14 protein-coding genes and 1 riboswitch are annotated in these 17,870 nt (G+C 47.8%); of the genes, 9 read left to right on the top strand and 5 right to left on the bottom strand.

Going from position 1 to position 17,870, the window contains the following annotated elements; genetic code table 11:
* Window positions 1-189: 189 nt before the first annotated feature.
* Together Y697_RS10455 and Y697_RS10450 are read left to right on the top strand one after the other, a co-directional pair.
* Window positions 190-2,988 (top strand): InlB B-repeat-containing protein, encoded by a 2,799-nt coding sequence (locus Y697_RS10455; RefSeq protein WP_121551561.1) that lies wholly within the window; start codon window positions 190-192, stop codon window positions 2,986-2,988.
* Window positions 2,989-3,352: 364 nt separating this feature from the next.
* A complete protein-coding gene (locus Y697_RS10450; protein WP_121551560.1) occupies window positions 3,353-4,294 on the top strand; it encodes a DMT family transporter in 942 nt (313 codons plus the stop codon).
* A gap of 253 nt (window positions 4,295-4,547) precedes the next feature.
* On the opposite strand, the gene Y697_RS10445 is transcribed toward Y697_RS10450, so the two are convergent.
* Window positions 4,548-5,717, bottom strand: coding sequence for a sodium:proton antiporter (locus tag Y697_RS10445; RefSeq protein WP_121551559.1), 1,170 nt, complete (start codon window positions 5,715-5,717; stop codon window positions 4,548-4,550).
* A 34-nt stretch (window positions 5,718-5,751) separates the two neighbouring features.
* Window positions 5,752-5,827: riboswitch (Fluoride riboswitch) on the bottom strand.
* Window positions 5,828-5,877: 50 nt separating this feature from the next.
* Between Y697_RS10445 and Y697_RS10440 the strand changes: the two genes are divergently transcribed.
* The 6 genes from Y697_RS10440 to Y697_RS10415 all read left to right on the top strand — a co-directional run bounded on the left by Y697_RS10440 (window position 5,878) and on the right by Y697_RS10415 (window position 11,400).
* Complete coding sequence (locus Y697_RS10440; protein WP_006490100.1) at window positions 5,878-6,078, top strand: hypothetical protein; 201 nt, start codon at window positions 5,878-5,880, stop codon at window positions 6,076-6,078.
* On the top strand, window positions 6,075-6,974 hold the full coding sequence (locus tag Y697_RS10435) for a nitrilase-related carbon-nitrogen hydrolase (protein WP_121551558.1): 900 nt from the start codon (window positions 6,075-6,077) through the stop codon (window positions 6,972-6,974). The genes Y697_RS10440 and Y697_RS10435 overlap by 4 nt, the downstream gene beginning before the upstream one ends.
* Window positions 6,975-7,126: 152 nt before the next feature.
* The gene (locus Y697_RS10430; RefSeq protein ID WP_121551557.1) at window positions 7,127-8,074 is read left to right on the top strand and encodes an ATP-grasp domain-containing protein; all 948 of its coding nucleotides are present in this window, start codon (window positions 7,127-7,129) and stop codon (window positions 8,072-8,074) included.
* Window positions 8,061-9,347 carry an amidohydrolase family protein gene (locus Y697_RS10425; RefSeq protein ID WP_121551556.1) on the top strand — a complete coding sequence of 429 codons (1,287 nt, stop codon included), beginning with the start codon at window positions 8,061-8,063 and terminating at the stop codon, window positions 9,345-9,347. Before Y697_RS10430 ends, Y697_RS10425 begins: the two co-directional genes overlap by 14 nt.
* A 55-nt stretch (window positions 9,348-9,402) precedes the next feature.
* Entirely contained in the window at window positions 9,403-10,125 is a 723-nt protein-coding gene (locus tag Y697_RS10420; protein ID WP_121551555.1) for a hypothetical protein, read from the top strand.
* 54 nt (window positions 10,126-10,179) lie between these two features.
* Window positions 10,180-11,400 (top strand): uroporphyrinogen decarboxylase family protein, encoded by a 1,221-nt coding sequence (locus tag Y697_RS10415; protein WP_121551554.1) that lies wholly within the window; start codon window positions 10,180-10,182, stop codon window positions 11,398-11,400.
* Window positions 11,401-11,435: 35 nt separating this feature from the next.
* Here the strand turns inward: Y697_RS10415 and Y697_RS10410 are convergent, their stop codons facing one another.
* The 4 genes from Y697_RS10410 to Y697_RS10395 all read right to left on the bottom strand — a co-directional run bounded on the left by Y697_RS10410 (window position 11,436) and on the right by Y697_RS10395 (window position 16,071).
* Entirely contained in the window at window positions 11,436-12,392 is a 957-nt protein-coding gene (locus Y697_RS10410; RefSeq protein WP_121551553.1) for a uroporphyrinogen decarboxylase family protein, read from the bottom strand.
* Window positions 12,393-12,395: 3 nt separating this feature from the next.
* On the bottom strand, window positions 12,396-14,174 hold the full coding sequence (locus Y697_RS10405; RefSeq protein WP_121551552.1) for an ASKHA domain-containing protein: 1,779 nt from the start codon (window positions 14,172-14,174) through the stop codon (window positions 12,396-12,398).
* A gap of 106 nt (window positions 14,175-14,280) precedes the next feature.
* Entirely contained in the window at window positions 14,281-14,979 is a 699-nt protein-coding gene (locus Y697_RS10400; protein WP_121551551.1) for a vitamin B12 dependent-methionine synthase activation domain-containing protein, read from the bottom strand.
* A gap of 33 nt (window positions 14,980-15,012) precedes the next feature.
* Entirely contained in the window at window positions 15,013-16,071 is a 1,059-nt protein-coding gene (locus tag Y697_RS10395; protein WP_121551550.1) for a uroporphyrinogen decarboxylase family protein, read from the bottom strand.
* Window positions 16,072-16,331: 260 nt separating this feature from the next.
* Between Y697_RS10395 and Y697_RS10390 the strand changes: the two genes are divergently transcribed.
* A complete protein-coding gene (locus Y697_RS10390) occupies window positions 16,332-17,813 on the top strand; it encodes a DUF2779 domain-containing protein (RefSeq protein WP_121551549.1) in 1,482 nt (493 codons plus the stop codon).
* The last annotated feature ends 57 nt before the right edge of the window (window positions 17,814-17,870 follow it).

The following is a 17,870-nucleotide window of genomic DNA, read 5'->3' as shown; positions in this document are numbered from 1 at the left end:
CCATTGTATTGAGGCTTACTGCTGATATACTGTAGGTGTCAAATCTATTAGGAAGGCCTTTTTCTCTCCAGTTCTTCTATTTGGATCCCTCGATTGAAAGCTTCAAGGTCACATTTGTCTGCCAGATAGCCAGGAACCATCTAACACAGATTGTTGTGCGGCTTTCTGGAAGCTTGAGGAGGGATAAACATGACGAAGCACGTATTGATTATCACACTGCTGGTAATACTCCTAACCTTATCTTCTTGTGCAAAAAAGAATCAGCATCTCATAACTCTTATTGCAAACCCTGCAGAAGGTGGACAGGTAAGTGGCGGTAGAAAGTATTCTCACGAAAGCCCGGTTACTGCAATCGCTACTCCGAACCAGGATTGGCAGTTTGTCAGCTGGACCGAGTCGGGTCTTGAACAAAGCGAGAATCCGGTTTACGAGTTTTTAGCCGAAAGGGATAGAACACTCGTCGCGAATTTTGTCAGAACGAGCCACGAAGTTACAGTCGAGGCCACGCCCGAAATCGGAGGGATAGTTGGTGGAGGCGGATTGTTCGACCATGGGAGCGAGGTGACCGTAGTTGCAACTCCGAATGAAGGCTGGCGATTCATGTACTGGACAGAGGATCTTTCTAAAGTTGATGAAAGCGAAAGCTACAGCTTTCTTATTACTGAAGACAGAGAACTGACAGCACACTTTGCCCGTGAATTCACGATAACTCTTTCCTGGAACGGTAATGGTTCTGTAAATACTAGTGACTCTATTGAGATGGTCAATGACTCAGAAGACTTCCGTTTTTCTTCATACGAAGATTTGAAGGGGATTTGGGACGGAACCATGAAATGGGGAATAAATGAAGACAGAGGATTCGTTATCGCCATAGAAATGCAGGATGAAGGTAAGTTTGGAGGGATAGCAGCTGTCGATAATGGGCCTCACGATATTGCTTTGAAAGGTTCAGTTAATGAAGATGGCGATGTAGAGTTCAGTTTCACCGTGGAATCGAGCCTGCCCGGAGTCGAAGACTACCTGTTCAGTTTCGACGGTACTGTTGAAGAGACTTCCATTTCGGGCAACTACACGGTTCGCGAAGGTAGAGACCTTTACAAGCAGGGAACCTTCGAGATGGAGAAACGTTATTCAGAGCAGGTGCTGGTCGAACTGGGAGAGGACATAACTTTCGATATTATTCCGGGAAGTGACTGGTACACAGATGAAGTAATAGTTGACTGGCTATCCGCGGGAACTCTTACGGAGTACACATTTGAAAACGTAGAAAGGAATCATTATCTCCACGTAGAGTTCAAGCCCGTTACACATACAATTACTTCTGGTGCAGAAGCCGGCGGTAGAATTGTTCCGTCTGGAGATATCGAAGTGGTTCAAGGTGGTAACCAGGTATTCAACATATTTGCGGACGAGGGTTACGCCATAGAAGATGTTGAAGTCGATGGACTCTCTATAGGACCGGTAGCGATCTATGAATTCGAGAATGTGACGGCGGGCCACACGATATTTGCCAGATTCATCAAAACGTATACGATAACGGCCTCGGCCGGAGTCGGTGGCACAATAACACCCTCAGGGGAGGTAACTGTATTTCAGGGCTGGGGTCAGTCATTTGCGATTAGTCCCAGCAAAGGCTATGCGATACAGGATGTCGTTGTCGATGGTTCATCGGTAGGGAAAATCGATTCGTATGTCTTCTATCATGTCATGGCAGACCACACGATTCATGCGTCTTTCCAGGAAGTTCTTCCTCCAGGGATGTGGCAGAGAAGTCTGGGCGGTACAAAAAACGACTCTTCAAACGAGATCTGTCAGACATATGATGGAGGCTTCATTATATTGGGACATACACTTTCTAATGACATCGATGTAAGTGGCAATCATGGAAACGGGGATGCATGGATTGCGAAGGTCAATCCAAATGGTTGGCTTAGCTGGCAGAACTGCATCGGGGGAAGTAATCTCGACTATGGCAGATCGATTAAAGAGGTATCGGACGGTAACTTCATATTATGCGGCAATACCTTCTCAAGCAGCATAAACAGTAATGATTTCGAGCAAGAGGCAGTGAATTACGGAGATGCATGGATCGCAAAAATTAATAAGACTGGCGGAATAATCTGGAAGAAGATTTTGGGTGGGAACAATGGCGATATATTCAGATCGATTATTCAGACCGTTGACGGCGGGTTTGCCGTTTTAGGCAATACGTCATCCTCAGACGGCGACATTGCTTTCAACAATGGTGGCAGCGACTTGTGGATAGTCAAGCTGGATGAGACCGGCGAAATAGAATGGCAGGAGTGTCTCGGCGGCAGCGGCGATGAATACGGTAATTCGATACATCAAACTACAGATGGTGGATATCTACTTTGCGGTCAGACAGATTCAGATGATGGAGACGTATCCGGTACTCACGACACTTACTATGGAGATATGTGGATAGTGAAGCTTAGCAGCAATGGCACCATTGAATGGCAGAAGGCTCTTGGCGGCAGCATGGAAGATTCTGCATATTCCGGCATGCAGACCTCGGATGGAGGTTATATTGTGGCGGGAATGACTGGATCAGATGATGGTGACGTTAGCGGGTACCACGGATACGGTGATGCATGGATTCTGAAACTGGATCAGACTGGTTCAATCGAATGGGAGAATGCCTTAGGAGGAACAGACACCGAAGCTGCTCTGTCAGTGTTTCAGAGCGCGGACGGAGGATACGTAGTAGCGGGAAGTACAAAATCAGCCGATGGTGATGTTTCAGGACACAAGGATGGTTTCGATGTATGGCTCATAAAACTTTCAACTTTGGGAAAGATAATATGGGAAGGCTGTCTCGGAGGCACTTCAGATGATTATGGAACTTCCGTAATACAGACTGATGATAATGACTATGTCGTTCTTGGTTATTCGAATTCCGATGATGGAAATCTTACAGAGAATAATGGAGAATACGATCTCTGGATTGTCAAGCTCATGGGTGAATAATGCAGAATTTGCTTCACGTGATTCGAGGAAGGCATCGAACGACTACGTGTAGCGAAGTGATCGCATCTTGTTGCCCTGTCTGAGAAGAATATGTATATTCTCGCGAGCATTGTATTTTTCGATGCGGCTTAAAGTGAAAGGCCTCAAAAAAAGGATTTGGATAACTGTAGATAATACATCTTTTGGAAGCGAAATCTAGAACCTCTCTTTGTCCCTATTTTGGATTCTGAGATCTCAGAGATTGAAGTTGCAGGTACTAGCGTCTCCAAAAGCAATATATTGCTCAACATAATTCAGTTAGGTATCATTAAGGCATCTACTGAATAGTCCGATTGTGATCCTCCTTTTAGTGTAGACTAGTCACATGGATATTTTGAAAAAGAAGTGGATGGCGGCCTTGACCGCGGTATTCTGCTCTATTCTCTGGGGCAGTGCTTTTCCCGTGCTGAAACTAAGTTACGAGGAAATGTCTATAGCTCCGGACGACGTTTCAGCCAAACTTGTCTTTGCGGGAATTCGATTTCTGGGGGCCGGTATCATGGTGCTCGTGCTTTCAATACCCCTTGGTAGAAAGGGTAGAACAAGATTCGCGAAGAAAGACTACCTCCATTTGCTGGCGCTCGGGATACTGCAGACTTTTCTGCTATATTTCTTCTTCTATAACGGGCTGAGCTACACAACGGGTATGAAGTCTTCGATAATAATGGCCGGAGAGAACTTTCTAGTTATTCTTCTTGCCCATTACATATACAAGAATGACCGCTTGAGCTGGAAAAAGACGCTTGGTATGATACTGGGATTCGCCGGTGTTTTCCTTGCAAATTTTGAAGTCGGCTTCACTCTGAGCTTCGTATTTCTGGGCGACGGATTCATGTTGATCGCGGCGACTATCGGTGCATTCGGCACCATGTATGCCAAATGGATGTCAGCAAACCGATCTCCCTTTCTCGTGTCGGGATGGCAGCTTTCGATCGGCGGCTTTCTTCTCCTGATTTCCGGCCTTCCCGGGTTGAAAGAGGATTCGCTTGTTTTCACACTGAAGGGAAATCTCCTTCTGGTATATTCTATGCTTCTTTCGGCTATAGCCTTTTCCTTATGGTACGCGATTCTCAGCTTTCACAAAGCAGGTGAGATCACTATGTTTCGTTTCGTGATCCCGGTGGCCGGTGTCTTTCTCTCGGCAGCCTTTATTCCGGGAGAGGCCCTAAATTCGTACATGGCATTTGCCCTCGTATTGGTTTCGGCCGGTATAGTGGTTGTCAACTGGAAGAACAGGGGAGTCTCTGAAGATAATTCCACTCAATAAATTCGAATACCGCTCTGGAAATTCACATCAGTTACTAGGGGCTCATTGTGAGCTAACCTTCTCTTGGACGGAGATAACTTCGGCACAAGGACGCAGCAGAGGATAGAAAACAGGAGGCAGCCGTTTAGGTTTCCTTTTGGGTCTGAAACAGAAACGAGGTCAAGAGTAGCAAACGACTTCACTGGATCGAAAATAGCCTTAACATTTGCACTCACTGAGAAAGAGAGTCGAAGAGAAAACGGAATCTGTTCTCTCAACTGCCTTTCGAGAATCTTCTTGCAGCAAGTCTTATGCCAATGGCACCAAGAGGAGCCGTTGCCAGAATCGAAAGAACTGATACTGAAAGTATTACATCTCCATAAGCGACTCCCATGGCAAGGGGAATTCCTCCTACCGCCGCTTGAACAGTGGCTTTGGGCAGATAGGAAATCATGCAGAAGAGTCTTTCGCGGATATCCAGTTTCGAACCGAGAGTGGCCGCCAGAACTCCTGCGCTTCTAAATATGAGTCCAAGTAGAATTACGAGCAGTCCCATAAGCCATGAGTCGCCTATCGCACTTACGTTAACACTTGCGCCAACCAGAACGAATAAGAATATTTCTGCGACAACCCAGATTCGCTCCATCTTCCCCGCAATCCTGTCGGCGGCTACCGGAAGTCTCTCTCTAAGTACAAAACCTATCGCCATCACTCCCAGGAGAGTTGCTACCGGGAGTACTTCCTCGAGTTTATGGAAAACGAATGCAACAGATAGGATCAAGAGAACCTTCTTAGTGTCCCTAATATGGAATCTCTTGAACAGCAAGCTGAAGAGGAACCCAATTATCGCGCCAAGAGATATGCCGAGAATAATCTCTACTGGCACCATAAGAAAGGACATTCCGATACTGACGTCCTGTCCTCCTTCAATTCCCAAAAACACTGTAAAGAGTGTAATGGCCACGACGTCGTCTATTGAAGCTGCCGCTAGAATTGTAGAAGGTATTTCATTTCTCTTTCCGAAGTCCCTTTCTTTCAGTCTTAGCATCTCGGGAACTACTACCGCAGGCGACACCGCCGCAATTATGAAGCCTAGCATTCCGCCTTGAATGAGGCTGAGATTCAGCAGGAAGTGAGCCACTACCATGATTGAGAAACCTTCGAAGAGACCGGGAAGAAAACTAAGACGAAGAGCCGGGGGCCCTATCTTCTTGATAATTCTCCGGTTCAATCCGAGACCGGCTCGCATAAGTATGACTATTAGTGCTAGCAGCCGGACTTCATCGGAAATTGAGAGCAATGATTCGTCGATTAGATTCATTACACCGGGTCCCAAAGCTATTCCAAGCGATACCAGGCCTATAAGACCGGGAAGACGAACTCTTTCAAAGAGTGAAAGTACTGCGATCGAGAGAATCACTATAAGGGAGATGCTTAGAATCATATGTTCCTCCAGAGTCAAGCAGAACCAGACTGCGAATTTGGTAGAAGCTATCAGCTGGTGGCGGTTCTGGAGGACTGTTCTCCAAGGCAAGCTTCATTGCCTAGAGAATTATATAGTCTATGCGTTATACTGTCAATGACCAGTGAACGGAGGTGATCTCTTGAACACTTTTCTAGCCATCGTCGGCGCATTGTTCCTGCTTTATCTTGCGATTAGGTTCTTCCCTGCGTTGATAATGATTGTGGCCGGCGTGGGAGTGATAATGATAGTAATATTTGCAATAGCAGGTCTGGTAGTTGTTTTCCTGCCGATCTTATTGGTTATTGGTCTAATTCTGATCATTGTTAAGCTCGCGTCATGAAAGACACTGATCTTACTGCAATACAGGTCTGGTTCGATCAGGATTCATTTGGAGAAGAGGTATTTCGCAGAAAGATGAGGGACTATATAGCCGAGGCCTCTCTGACATGGAAGGGAAGGAACCACATTGTGGTCTTCCCGGAGTTTTTTGCGACCTTTCTCTACCCATCCTTCAGGAAGCTGAGCTTTGAGGAGACGACGGCAAAGACTCTTGTCAAATATGCGATCAAGAATATGGGGCTTTCTTTCAATCCCTTCAAGAAGGCCTTTCTGAAAGATGCTCTTGAGATTGAAGCCTACTATCATGATGTCTTCGAAGGCATTGCAAAGGAGTTCGGTACTTATCTTCTAGCGCCTTCGATCCTGCTGCCGGTTGTCGACACTGAATCGGAAAAAGGGAGATTCATCCGGAACGGCAAGCTCTACAACCTCGCCTACTTCTACAACCCTTCGGGAAAGGTTGTAGCGAGGGCTTTAAAACACAATCTCACTGAGGCCGAGAGTTCCATTATCTTCTCCAGAGGGGAACAAGAACATAACGTCGTGCACACGGAGATAGGAGTGATTGGTATTGCAATCTGTTACGACATGTTCTTTCATAGCGAAATAGAGAAACTGGATGCCGCGGGCTGTGATACAGTTCTTGTCCCATCATGCAACTTTGCCTTGTGGAAGGGAAGACTGAGTGACTCGACGCAGGAGAGGACATGGTTTCGTGACGGGCCGATCAAGGCATCGTCAGGTAGAGAGAAGATTCGCTATCTCGTAAATTCAATGGCTATTGGAATTGTCGGCAGAGACAGGGCGCAGGGGAGATCTTCCATCTGGTACAGAGGAAGGGCGCTTGCCGTTGCCAGAGAATTCGATAGGGAAGAAATACTAAACGTTACTACTTAAGGCGATGCGCTTTATCAGTAACACATATAGAAGTCCACCATATCTTCGTGACGGGATTTCCCTAATACTGATACTCATTTAGAAGTCGAAAATCTGGAGTATGTATAATTCTTTTGTAGTGATAATTCTGAGATATACCAAGGAGGAATGTTATGAGAATTACTGTCGTTCATGACACGCCGCTCGATCTTCATCATGAAAAGATGGTCAATAGTGTTGTGAACTCACTCGAGAAGAGTTTCGAAGTTGATTCGAAACCATTTGAGATCGATGCTGTCGGCGGACTTAGAGGTACCGATCTCATATTCAATCTCGCTACCGGTATGGGCGATACAGAGAGACAGGTCCACCTTCCGGCCGTGCTGGATCTTCTGGGCATACCCTTCACCGGTTCGGGCACTACGGCCAACGCTCTTTGTATAAACAAGACGCTCACAAAGTTAATCATGAAGGCCTATGGAATATCCACTCCCGAATTCTTTTCGGTACGTCCCGGAGAAACTGCCGACAGCCTGCCGTTCAGTCCGGCGATTGTCAAACCCGTTAAGGAAGGCGGCGCAAAGGGTATCTGGGAGGACTCGGTTGTGGAAAGCGTTGATGACATGCAGAAAGCGGTTTCACGTATTCACGAGAGATTTGAACAGGCCGCTCTTGTTGAGAGATTCATTGAAGGAAGGGAGTTCACCGTCGGGATTGTTAACAGTGAAGTCCTCCCGATCATGGAAATAGATTTTTCGTCACTGCCAGATCACCTTGAAACCTTCTATTCCTACAGGGTGAAACAGTTCCACGGTGACGAGACGAATTACATCTGCCCTGCAAAGATCTCAAGGAGAGAGGAAAAGGTTGTAAGCGAGTTTTCGATGAGGGTCTTCCAGGTGCTTGACCTAAAAGACTATTGTCGTATCGATTTGAAGATCGACGACGAAGGTAAGATCTACTTCCTGGAGGTCAATTCCCTTCCTCTTCTTGTACCGGACTACTCCGATATCGTTAAGATGGCCGAAGCCAGAGGGTGGAGCTACGAAGATCTCATTAACAGGATCGTCGCTTCAGCAATCCGTAGATATGGAATCAGGAAAGAAAATGGAAGACTATAAAGAGATCCTAGATTACATAAGGCAGGTTCCGGTGATCGACACACATGAACACTTGGTCCATTCGGAAGATTTGCTCCAGGGGCGCAACGATGTTCTTCAAGAGTTTCTCATTCACTACATGAGCTCCGACCTGCTCTCTTCGGGGCTCGACCCGGAGGTTCTGGCCGTCGCTAGAGATAGTGAGAGGGATCTAGTCAGGCGATGGGAACTTATCGAACGTCACTGGGAGTTCTGCAGGCACACCGGTTACGGCAGGGCGCTCGATGATTCGGTAAGAGAGATATACGGGATCGACGGAATAAGGGGTTCAACAATAGAGGAGCTAGGAAAGAAGTTCGGGGAGGCAAACAGACCGGGACACTTGAAAGAGATCCTGAAGGATTTATGTAACATAGAACTCGCGATAATTGATCCATGGACCGGCCGATTCGAGTGTGACAGGAGCCTTTTCAGAAGGGTCTGGCAGCCACAAAACTACATAATTCCTATGCCTCCGGAATTCGATATAGTTGGTTGGCTGGAGGAGACCTATGCAGTAGAAATCAGATCGCTCAAAGACTGGCTCGAGGTCTTCGAATTGGAGTTAGACGAGAATATTTCGAACGGCATCGTCGGTCTGAAGAGCGTTCTGGCCTATCACAGGCCGATTAGATTCGAAGAAGTTAGTCTAGACGATGCCGCAACTGCGTTTCGTAAGGCCCTTGAAGAAAGGGGAAGAAGAGGTCCCGATCGTAACAGAGGCCTCTTGATTCCCGAAATAGTGCAGGATTATGTGATGCATCACATACTTTCAGCGGCAAATGAACGGGGTATTTTCATTCAGTTTCACACCGGGCTTCTCGAAGGCAATCGTGGAATACTGAGCAATTCTAATCCCGAACTACTGGAAAATCTCTTTTCAAAATATCCGCGCGTGAAATTTGATCTCTTTCACATAGGATATCCTTACTGGGGAGTAACTGCGGCCCTTGCCAAGACCTATCCAAACGTCTTCATCGACATGTGCTGGTCTCACATCATATCGCCAGTTTCTGCACGGAACGCTTTGAGCAATTTTCTGGACTTGGTGCCGTTCAACAAGATATCCGGTTTTGGCGGGGACTATGCAATCGTTGACGCGATCTACGGACATTTAAAGATCGCGAGAGAAAACATCGCCCGGGTTCTTGCGGAGAAGATAGGAGATAGAATTCTTACTGTTTCACAGGCGGTAAGAATCGCGGAACGGCTTCTCCATGACAATCCGAAAGAAATCCTCCTTAACAGTCTATGATCTGTGAAGAAATCTCAGAGAGGACGGTTTTGGAGAATAAGAAGGTGGAGATCACTTGACACATGAGGAGAGGTACAACCTGGCTCTGGAGATTTCCGGGAGGCTTTCGAGAGAGATGAAGGATAATCTGATTTGCTTCTGCCTGTATGGTTCCACCTCAAGAGGGACCGATACTCACTGGTCCGACCTAGAAATGCTTATGATAACAAGGGAAGAGGTTCCCAAGAAAGCCTTTCTGGAAGGCTTGGTCCCGATCACTACAAATTCGATAACTGAAAAGAAACTCTGCGGAATACTCGAGGAACCGGGAGTTGAATGGCCATTCTATGCTGGACTCGTAAAGAACCTTGTCGTACTGGAGGGCGATGCATCGAAGCCCGAGCAGTATTATGATCTCGCTTGCCGTGTTCCTGAAGTGAAGTTCAGGAGGGCTTTGAAGGAGAATCTCTCGGAGCTCGTATTCGAGTCGTGCGGGAGAATCTTCTCCTGCATCGCAAGGAAGAGATACGAGGATATTTACTGCGCAGTGATAGAGACCCTGCTAGAAATGAAAACCGCTCTTTGCCTTCTGAACTGTACTCACGTTAATCATGACTACTTCGAAGGGCTGCAGGAGAGTTTCAAGTTTAGAAAGTTACCAGAACGATATCCCGTCCTGGCAACCAGAATGTGGAAAGGCGGAGATCCCTTCCAAATTGTGGACCACTCCAGAGAACTCTTGAACAACTACACGGAACTCCTCTACAATGAGCGTATCCTTGAGAGGGAAGAGATGTGAAAACAGCCAACACCAAACTGACAAACGGTAGACTTAGAGGCCAAGGAGACTAAAGTGACATCTAGGGAAAGAATAGTCTCTGCAATGAGACATTCTGAATCAGACAGAGTTCCGATCGATCTGGGAGGAATGAGGTCGACCGGCATTCATGTCAAGGCTTACAGAAAACTCGCCGACTATCTTGGTTACTGTGATCTTCCAGTAAGGGTTTTTGATGTTCACCAGATGCTTGCCTTTGTAGATGAGGAGATCAGGAGAGAAGTCCATTCCGATGCGATCGAACTCAAGAGACTGAATGGAGGCTTTGGAACTCGAATCGATTCCTGGAACGGGCGAGACATCTTCGATGATGGGTCGAGATACCTCTTTCCAGATGGATTCGACCCGAAAGTGAAAGAGGACGGTTCACTCGTAATCGAGAGGGACGGTGTCGAAGTCGCGACAATGCCCAGAGGCGGCCACTACTTCGACAGGAGTTACTTTCCCCTGGCCCATGCCGGGAGAAAAGAGGAGATCTCGGCCCTTGTTTTGCCAAGATTGACCGGCGAGGAAATCGAGTTTTTGAAGGCTCAGCTCACGGGAATACGCGAATCAACAGACTGCGCCGTGATCGGGGCTTTCGGGGGGAACTTCCTTGAGGCCGGCCATTCAATGTTCGGGTACCAGGAGTTCATGGAGAGGCTCATTACCGATCGGTCTCTCATGGAGTTCTTTCTTGACCGGCTTCTCGAGACCTATCTTGTAGATCTGGAGAAGTATCTCTCCGCCCTGGGAGACGATATAGATATTATTCAGATCGGCGACGATTACGGCACCCAGGAGAACACCGCGATTTCGCCACGAATTTTCAGATCTATCTTCAAACCTAGACTTAAAACCCTGTGCGACTTCATTCACAGGAAGAAACCCGATCTTTTCATCTTTCTTCACTCCTGCGGGTCAGTCTACACCTTCATACCAGATTTCATAGAAGTCGGTGTTCAGATACTGAATCCGGTTCAGACCAACGCGAAGAATATGGAGCCGGAAAGGCTAAAGAATGAATTCGGAAGAGATATCGTCTTCTGGGGAGGGGGATGCGATACACAGCACGTCCTGCCTTTCGGAACACTAAAGGACCTTGAGGAGGATATTCGCCGCCGCATCGACATTTTTTCTCCGGGGGGAGGCTTTGTCTTTTCTCCCATCCACAACATTCAGGCCGAAGTGCCACCCGAGAAGATCTTCAGACTTTTCGAGTGCGCATACGAATACGGTTCCGATAATACCCGCTGAAGAAACTGCTCTTGTTCTAGACTTGAGACGTTCTGTTACGAACGATAATTCCTGCCGGCTCTGAAGAAGGCGGAGATGTTCTCTGGAGGGGTCTCCAGTGGGATGTCGCAGCCTGAACTCAAGATGAAGTTGGGAACGGCCTTCATTTTCTCGAGAAGTATTGCAGTCTCTCTTTCGACTTCCTCTTCATTTGACTGAAGAAAGACCTTAACCGGATCTATGTTGCCTATAAGAAAAACATCTTCGGGAACTCTCTCCGCTGCAGCCTTCAGGTCCACCATGCTGTCAAGGCTCAATCCGTAGGCGCCGCTGGCGCCCATAGGTTCTACTATGTGTTCCGTGTCTCCACAGATGTGGTAAATCAAAGGTTTTGAAAGGTCGGATCTTAGCCTTTCAAAATACGGAAGTACGAAACGTTTAAACTGTCTCTTAGACAAAAGTACCGCCGTCGGTTCAAGCACTGCTATCATATCTGCGCCGTGGTCGATTAGCGCTCTCGAGTATTCACTTACAACCCTTGAGCAGAAATCTATTACGCTCTCTGCAAAAGCCGGATCTTCTATCAGTTTCATACAGAGGTCTGTAACCCCAACGAGTTCTCCTGCTAGGCTGAGTGGACCGATAACGTAGCTGCCCCTCTTTCCCGGCAATTCTCTTGCCATTTTTTCTGCAACTTCTGCGAAGACCCCCATTCTCCCGGACACTCCCCTCCAGGAGTTCACTACTGAGGAAAGCTCGGCCGGTCCCTTTATTGGATGTTCCTTTACGTAGGGATTGTCATCCTCGGGGAAACCGACTTCCAGTCCCAACGCCTCGGCCTCGACCGTTAGGTCCATCATGAAGAAGATTCCGTCTGGCTGAAACTCATCCATAATCTTGGCCAGAGAGTTAAACTGGATTTCCGCATTTGTTAGATTCTCTTTGAGCGTCGTTTCCGTCAGTCTTGCGCCCGGTGCGCCGAGCAAAGGTATGATTGATCTATTGAAGGCCATTGCTTATCCCTCCCTCAAGGCAAGATTGTCAACGAAAATCTCGTTGAAATCCTTTCTGCCAGATAGTTCAACGTAATATATGTTGTTGCTAAGATCTTCCGCTCTCTCTCGAATTCCGCTGTCCAGAACTGCCAGAACTGCCCCAAGACCGGCCGCATTTCCGACGGGCCAGACTCTTACGACTGGGACATTGGGAAGCATGCCTATTCGCAGAGCGTTCTTGGGGTCGATGTAGTTCCCGAAGGCTCCGGCCAGCAAAATCCTGTCGATGTCTCGCGTTTCGATGCCTGCCCGGTCCATCAAAACGGATACTCCCGCTCGAATGGCTGCCTTTGCAAGCTGCACTTCACGAATGTCTCTCTTGTTTATACGCACTATGCCCGCAGGGCCTTCAAGCTCGAAGTACTCTCCTTTGATTCGTCCCGATTCGCCAAGAATACCCGCACCTATCATCACGGCAATCGCGTCTATCAATCCCGAACCACAGATTCCAGAGACCTTCGACCCATTCACCGTACTGAACCCGATATCTCTTCCGTTGAGCCACACATGATCGACCGCTCCCGACCTGGCAATAGTCCCCTGACTTATGTTGCCTCCTTCGAATGCCGGACCTGCCGCGGTGGAGCAGGTGAAGATTCGGTCGCCCCTTTTGAGGGCCATCTCTCCGTTGGTTCCGATGTCTACGAGGAGAACGTTGCCGGAATCTTCGACGAATCCCGACGAGAGAATACCGGCCGTTATATCCGAGCCTACGTAGGCAGAGATTCCAGGCATTATGTAGATTTTCGAACTTGGAATGGACTCTTCCAGGTCGAGTTCCCGTGATTCGAATACCTTTCCTCCGGTGAATGCAGGTATGAAAGGTGATGAGGCGATTCTCTCGGGGCTTATTCCGAGAAGAATATGGATCATCGTCGTGTTTCCCACTATCGAAGTGTCGTAGATCCTTTCCTTCGATACTTCGCTTTCTCTGCAAAGATCGTCGATCAGCTTGTTCAGTGTGGTAAGAACTGCCGCTCTCAGTTCATCGACTCCCTTATCTCTCTTCATAGTGTAATCTATCCTGGAAATGACATCCTGGCCATATGAAGACTGGGGATTTGGGGCAGATCGAACAGCAAGAATCTCTCCCGACTTGAGATCCGCCAGGTAAACTGCGATAGTTGTCGTGCCGATGTCGATAGCGACACCGAAGATTCCACTTTCGTCAGAGAAAGGTAGTATGTCTATTACTTCGCTTCCGTACATGACGGCCCGGCCTCTGTAATCCATCTCCCTTATGATGCGGGGAAGGTTTCTAAGAAGATTCAGTCTGTCAATCCGTGGTCTTTCTGTAACGAGAGCACTGATCAGTCTTGAGTAGTCTGAAACCTGGTCATGGATATCCGGCTTTGAAAGAGAAAACTCTTCTAGCCTAACCTGTGGGGATATCTCTCGTATCATGATCTTAGGAAGAGACGGCTTGGAAACTGCAGAATCCACTTCCGGATCCTCCGTTTTGACTCTGACATCGGTCATGACTTTGAACTGGCAGCTCAGCCTGTATCCGGCCGCAATCTCGTCTCGGGTCAGAAGTCTTGCCTCGGTAAGGGTCGGCGGGAAGGCCTCGCTTCCTTCATCTAAAAGGACCTTGCACTTTCCGCAGTTTCCCCTTCCTCCGCATACGGCACTTACTGGCTGCGACTCCCTTCTCAAAACATCGAGCAGAAGCTCGCCTCTCTTTGCCGTCACTGTTCTTTGCGAAGGCAGGAATATGACCTTATGCACAGCTTCTTTCATTGTCTATCTTCTCTCCTCATCTGTATCCTCGATTCCATATGGTCTATCCCTTTACTCGATAGCTCCGCTGCAGCGGGCTCTTTCCTGGCGACGAGATTTGGCTATTCTATTCAAGGGAGTTTCTCAGCTTCTCATCATATGGGGCACTTCTGTAATGACAGTTAACCCTTCTGCAAACCATGCAGCTCCTGTAATCCTTCTCGGATCGAAAGGCGATCCCCGAAATCGACTTCGTCGGAATCATGAGAAGAGATTCCTTCAGCTCGACCCCAATTTCCTCCTTCACATTTCCAATCAAGGAAAACAACTCCTTCTGCTGCTGCAAAGGCCAGATTTCCGCATCTCCCGAACCCGGAGACATCCAGACTAGATTCTCGATCAGGTTGTTCCTTGAAATCTCCCTTCTCATGAATCCGGCTGCCTCATGGAGTACGTGCTCCAGCAAGCTATCCCAGAGAAAGATCTTGAGAAAGTCTGCACGATCGAGCGGGTACTCGTAAAGTTCTCGTCCGGAAGTTATGACGAATGGGAAGACTCTGCCCACCGAATGGAGTTTTTTCGACAGGAGACGGCTCTCGAAGCGAACCCCGTCTATCGTAACTTCGTCGCCGTTAACGCTGTCGACGAAGCAGGTTCTGTAGATTGCCTTTGGGTTTGCAGTCTCACGGGCTTTCTCGACGAGCTCTTTGAAAGCAGCCTCTTCCTCAGAACCGGCTCTGATACGCAGGCTTTCACCAAGCGAAGCCTCATTTATTTCGAAAGGTATGCCTTTCAAAACCGAGACGTTTTTCTCGCGTTCTACCATGAACCAACCGAATCGGAAACCGGTTCAAAGTATCTAGCGAGAGTTGAATTCATTTCCGGCCTCCAGCATTGCGAGATAGTTTTTCACCGGGATGTAGTTGGCGACGGTGTTGCCCGTACCCAAAGCATACCCGCCTCCCGGAGCACATTGTTCGAGAGTCTCGAGTGTCCGACTCCTGACTTGCTCGACGGAGGCATGGCATAGAAAATCAACATCTATTCCTCCGAGGATCGAAATTCTCTTGCCCCATCTTCGCTTCACTTCGGGAACAGGCATTATCTGGTCTTCAAAGGAGTGTTTTGCATCGACTCCGGCGTCTATTATATCGTCCATCACAGTGGTTAAGTTTCCGCAACTATGAAGGACGAAGGGTTTACCGTTTGCATGTGCCACACTCGCTATCTCTTTGTACCAGGGGAAGACCAGTCTTCTGAGATGTCTCGGAGAGAAGATGGTCGATGTCTTGTATCCCAGATCGTCTCCAAAACAGTAGGCGCCTACACATTCCATCGAAGAGATTATCTTCGCGGCTCCGACCAGAACATTGCCGATCTTTTCGTTGAGAGTGTTGACCAGCTCGGGATCCTCGTAAACGGCCATAGAGAGATTCTCGACACCCATCAGGAAGCTGGAGTGCTCAAATGGGCCACCGGAAGCCCCTCCAACTACTTTCATTCCTTCCGGAAGGTGGTCTCCCAGCTTACGGAAAAGGTCGAAATCAACAGCTTCCTCTGGCTTCGGCCAGTCCGATTCCTGGAGGTCTTTCATGGTCTTAATCGGCCCACCCTTTTCGTTCATCCACTTCCTGCTCTCTCTCCTGTAAGTGGCCGTGTCCTCACCATGGATGTAATCGGGAGTGGGAAAGCGGGGAGCCTGATAGAAGGGAACATAGTCATATCCCATTTCATCGTAGAAACCGACCAGCTGGTCGAAGTACCTGTCGGAATCTTCTTCTACTTTGACCAGTTTGTAGCCCATCACTTCTTCCATTATTTCATCGTCGGCAAAGAGTTCAAAGAAAGGAACTCTGCAAGGTTCTCCGTTACGCCTGAAGACGTCCAGAATCACTGAAAAATCGGGTGCCGGTTTCAACTAGATCCCCCCATTTTTTTCAAAGGCTCAAAACTTCGGAAGCTCCGATCAGATTCAAGTGTATCGGGTATTCATCAAAAGCATTCTAGCATCAATCCATATCTCAAATAAAGCCTCGACGAATGCGTACCTGCAGTTGTGGAAAAGATGAAGGCTCGAAACAAGGCTTGAAAATCGGACCTGTCGGTACTGTTATAATCATCATGAGATGAGTCTGATGTCCCGCATTCAACTCTCTTCATGCCTCGAGGTGAAGCCAGATGAGACTTATTACTAAGAAGATTTTTCTAGAGTACGATTACTGCCCTGTCAGGGGATGGATAGAGAGGAATGAGCCCCGGGAATTCAGGCCGACCATTGCAGAAGATTTCAGGATGAAAGAAGGCCTCGATGTCGGCAGAAGGGCTAGAAGTCTCTTTCCCGAAGGTATTCTGATAGAGGAACTGGATCCATTTGAGGCATCCTTCATAACCGAACGGATTATCGGCGATAGGGAATCCGTAACTCTTTTTGAACCTGCCTTTATCAGCGGCGATTTCGTCTCAAGGGCCGATGTTGTGATAAAAGAGGGCGAGTCACTGGATGTCTTCGAGGTCAAGTCCAGCCTTGCCGGTTCATCGAACACAAAGGACTACATAAGGGATCTTTCTTACACGGTATCTGTCATAGAAAGCTTGGGTCACAGAGTCAATAGAGCCTGCTTGATAATGGTCTCAAGGATGTATCGCAAGGGCGACGAGGACCGGAAGCTCTTTGAGATCATAGATGTAACAAACGAGGTCTCTGCCCAGAAAAGTGAGATAAAGGCAAAACTCGAACCTGCCTCAGTTATCCTGACTTCAACATTGATCCCTTCCGGTTCGCTGGGATACAAATGCAGGGACTGCGAGCATCTTAGAAGATGCTTCGGCCTGGAAAGGAAGCTTAGCATCTTTGAGCTTCCCAGACTGGGTGCCGACAAGACAGATGCTTTGATCGAAAGGGGATACTTCTATCTAGAAGAGCTTCCGCGAGAGGCACTCGGCGACAAACCCCTTTTGCAGAGGGTCTTTCGCGGAGCTAAAGAAGGAAGGATTGTGTTTGACGAACCAGAAGAACTGCGAGAAAAACTGAACAGCTTCAAGTATCCAATAGGTTATCTCGATTTCGAGACCGCCGCCTCAGTCATCCCCCTGTACGATGGATTGGCTCCCTACGAGGGTATTCCTTATCAGTATTCACTGCACATTCGAAGGGAAGTCTCGGACGTCCTGGAACACAGGGAGTTTCTCTTCGACAATCCTTCGAGGGATGAGAGTCTTCTGCTAGCCGAAAGGCTGGTTGAAGACCTCAAGGACTGCAGAACACTTATGGCACACCATGCTTCCGTCGAGAGGAATATTCTGAGATGGCTGTCTAACAGATACAAAGATTTTCCGGAGCTTTCAGAACAGCTCATATCCTTCTCGGAGATGTTTGTAGATTCAGAACTCCTTGTGAAAAACCACATATATCATCCCGACTTCGGCGGAAGCTTCTCGATCAAAAGGCTTCTTCCTGCGCTAGTGAAAGGTGTTGGTTATGAGGGACTGTTTATACACAACGGTGACGATGCCAGATATGTTTTCGTGAACATGGCTCTTGGAAATTACAGAGAGTCAGAGATAGAAAAAATAAGAAGAGATATGCTTGAGTACTGCAGGATGGATACACTGGCGATGGTGGAGATTCACGGGTTTCTCTGCGATCTTTCATCGGAGTAAGGATAGTACAAATGGATAAAAGAGTAATCGGCAGACGACTTAATCGAATTCTTTTCA

It is taken from the genome of Mesotoga sp. BH458_6_3_2_1 (assembly GCF_003664995.1).
Classification (GTDB): Bacteria; Thermotogota; Thermotogae; order Petrotogales; family Kosmotogaceae; genus Mesotoga.
The sequence above is the reverse complement of the archived record's forward strand: the minus strand, read 5'-3'. Positions and strand labels throughout refer to the sequence as shown.